Annotated in this window: 1 protein-coding gene and 2 pseudogenes; 1 reads left to right on the forward strand and 2 read right to left on the reverse strand. The window is 65.4% G+C overall.

Annotated features, from left to right (window positions below; translation table 11 throughout):
- A pseudogene (locus tag VMR39_RS07465) lies at positions 1–501 on the reverse strand (conjugal transfer protein TraD); the annotation flags it as partial.
- 73 nt (positions 502–574) lie between these two features.
- Positions 575–3,166: pseudogene (locus VMR39_RS07470) on the reverse strand (Tn3 family transposase); the annotation flags it as partial.
- Between the two features lie 27 nt (positions 3,167–3,193).
- Between VMR39_RS07470 and VMR39_RS07475 the strand changes: the two are divergent.
- Positions 3,194–3,295 (forward strand): diguanylate cyclase domain-containing protein (locus tag VMR39_RS07475; RefSeq protein WP_325415346.1); only part of this gene is annotated, 102 nt, incomplete at its 3' end.

The raw sequence follows: 3,295 nt of genomic DNA on the forward strand, positions 1-3,295 counted from the left end.
GCCGGTGGTGCCCAGCAGCATGGTGTGGGATTGCTCGAGCCGGTGCGGGTAGGGGATGCCAGCGATGTGGTAGGGATGGTGTATTCCAGCTGCCTTGCGAGCCGCGAAGGGTAGGGCAAGGACTTCCTTTGCTGACAGGTCCGGGAAGAGGTCTTTGGCCTCTTCGACGAACTTGGTTTGATTGTGCTGGCTGATCTCCTTGTAGAGCAGATCCCGGTCCACCAACATCGCACCGCGTTCGTGGCGTTCTTCCATGATTGAGCCGCCCCGGCGGCGGGAGAAATCAACGTACCAGATCGATGCCGGGATGGTCGCGAAGGAGGCGATAAGAGCCGAGCCTATAATGCCGCGCATCGCCTTGTGCCAGGCGAGTGCTACTTCGGGCACATAGGGGACGTATCCCATGAATGTGTGCCGCACGGTATGGTCGGGAAGCTGCAGGTTAGCCTGCTTCATGGGATCGAGGGCACACCAGTCCCAAAGCCACGACAGCGCGCGCATGCAGGGGTCACTACACGAAAGTGAGTTTTACGTACGCTAGGGGAGAACCTCTCGTGAACACGGGCGAGTGCTGTCATGCGGCCAGGAGCGATGACGGTGCCCGCAGCGGGCGGAGTTGGCCGGGATCTGGGCGGCTTTCGACATTCCAGCGATAGTCGCCGGTGAGCGAGATATGCTCCCATCCCAGTGGGGCGATATGGCGAGCAATGTCTTCCGGGATCGCCAGCGCCCCGACTGCCTGTTCGAGATAGCGGGTGTTCCACAGGATGATGGCGGCCACAAGGAGATTGAGGCCGGAGGCGCGATAGGTCTGGTTCTCGAACCGCCGGTCGCGCAGCTCGCCAAGCTGGTTGAAGAAGAGCGCACGGGCGAGCGCGTTGCGCGCCTCGCCCTTGTTAAGGCCAGCTTGGGTGCGCCGGCGTAGGTCGAGATCGCGCAGCCAGTCGAGCATAAAGATCGAACGCTCGATCCGCCCGACCTCGCGCAAGGCCAGCGCCAGTCCGTTCTGGCGTGGGTAAGCGGACAATCTGCGCAGCATTGCCGATGCGGTGGCTGTGCCGCTGCGGATCGAGGTAGTGAGACGCAGCAGTTCGTCCCAATGGGCGGCGACATGTCCGATGGCGACCGGATCGCCAGTCATGCCGGTCAGCAGCGGCCCCGCTTCCTGGCCCGGCAGCAGATGCAGGCGCCGGTCCTTAAGGTCGCGTAGGCGCGGCGCGAAGCGGTAGCCGAAGAAAGGCATCAGGCCGAACACATGATCGGATGCGCCGCCGGTATCGGTGTAGTGCTCTTCGATCGACAGGCCGGCGGCATGGTATAGCAGCCCGTCGAGGACATAGGGGGCCTCGCCGGCGGTCGCCGCGATCACGCGGCTCGCGAACGGATCATATTGATCCGAGATGTGGGTGTAGAAGCTGACGCCAGGTTCGTTGCCGTTGCGCGCGTTGATGTCGCCGATCGCGGTGCCGCGGCCGCCCGCATGGAAGAGCTGACCGTCGCTCGAAGAGGTGGTGCCGTCGCCCCACAGCGCGGACAGCGGCACGGTGCGGTGGACGTCGATCAACCGCCCCAGCGCCTCACCATAGGCGGCTTCGCTGATATACCAGTCGTGGAGATGGGCGAGCTGACGCAAGGTTGCGCCCTGACAGGTCTCGGCCATGCGCGTCAGGCCGAGATTGATGCCGTCGGCCAGGATCACGGTCAGGAGCGCGTTGCGGTCATCCGCCACGCGACCGGAGCGGCGATGGGTGAAGCATTCGGAAAAGCCGGTCCAGCTATCGACCTCCAAAAGAAGATCGGTGATCTTCACGCGTGGCAGCCGATCATAGGCGATGCGGCGCATATCTTCTGCGCCAGGCGGCGTGATTGCCTTGAGCGGCGATATGACCAAGCCGTTGCCGTCAAGGCGCACCTGGGGCAGCTCTCCCTGCCGGGCGAGGATCGTCACCCGCTCGATCACGGTGTCTAGGCTGGCGCGGCGTTCGGCGATGAAGCTTTCGAAATCGGTGTCGATCGCCAGCGGCAGCGGTCCCCGTGCGCGCATCGCGTCGAAGGTGGCAGATGGCAGAAGATAGCTGTCGAAGGAGCGATACTGGCGGCTTTCCGCCACCCATATGTCGCCGGCGCGCAGCCGGTCGCGCAGTTGGGTGAGTACGCAAAGTTCATAGGCGGCGCGAACGACCACGCCATTGCGCAGCACGAACGGCCGCCATGACGGCGGCACGAACCGGAGCGGCGGTTTGTCGGGCAGGCGGCGGCGTCCGGTGCGATAGATGTCAGCCACGAGGCGGACCGCATCGAGCAGCCCCTGCACCGCGCCCGCTCCGCGAAACTCGAAGGCGTTGAGGAACGGCCCGATCACGGAGCGCAGTGAGCGCTGCCGCTCGATCAGTTCGGCCGTGCGGTCGATCGTTTCCGGCGCGATCAGCAGCTCGGCGTCCGCGACCGCCGGTCCCAGTCTCTCCCAGTCGATCGAACCGATGGCGGCAAGAGAATCCACGCCCTGCGCTCGTGCGTCTAGCAAGGCCCGGCACGAGCCGCTGAGCAGGCGAAGCTGCGCCTGCAATGACCGGATCGTGCCGATCGCCTTATCCTTGGTCCGGTTCTCGGCCCGACGCATCATGCTCCCCAGGAGCTTGTCCATCATCGTCAGCACAGAATCGGTCAGGCTTTCCTCGAGCCGGATGCCGGCAGCAGCAAGGATCGCATGCCGACGCTGGTCGGGCAATTCCGCCAGATGCTGCGGCGTGATGCGTGCCGCCTCGTCGGCGATCCGGTCGAACGCCGTCTGCGGGATCGTCGCGGCGCGCGATGCAGTCAGGCCCAGCGCGCGAACGTGGTCAAGCCGGTCGATCAGTCGCAGGACATTGCGCGGTGCTGGGGACAGCGGCGGGTTGCGCAGCCATGAGAGCCAGGTCGCGCTTTTGTCGTCGCGCCGCGACAGGAGGGCGTCGAGCCGTGCGCGTTCGGGTTCGCCGAAACCCCCGGCGAGCACGTCATGGACCAGTTCCCCGGCCTGCTGCCGCGCCCGTCGTACGATCGCCTCGATCACCGTAACAGGCGGCAGCAGCAATCGCCGACGTCGCATCTCGTCGATGACTATGCTGGCAAGCCGCGAGGGCTGGATGACGGTCTGCGCGATCGGCATGGCGATCACTCCGGCGGCGACCAGGTGCTGCGGCAGTTTGCCGAGGTGCTGCACCAGTCGTGCCGCTCCAGCGACTTCGTCTTCCGCTACGGCGGCGAGGAATTCCTGGTGGTGCTGGTGGACGCGGGCCGCGATGCCGCGCTGGCC

Source organism: Sphingobium sp., assembly GCF_035511395.1.
Taxonomy (GTDB): domain Bacteria; phylum Pseudomonadota; class Alphaproteobacteria; order Sphingomonadales; family Sphingomonadaceae; genus Sphingobium.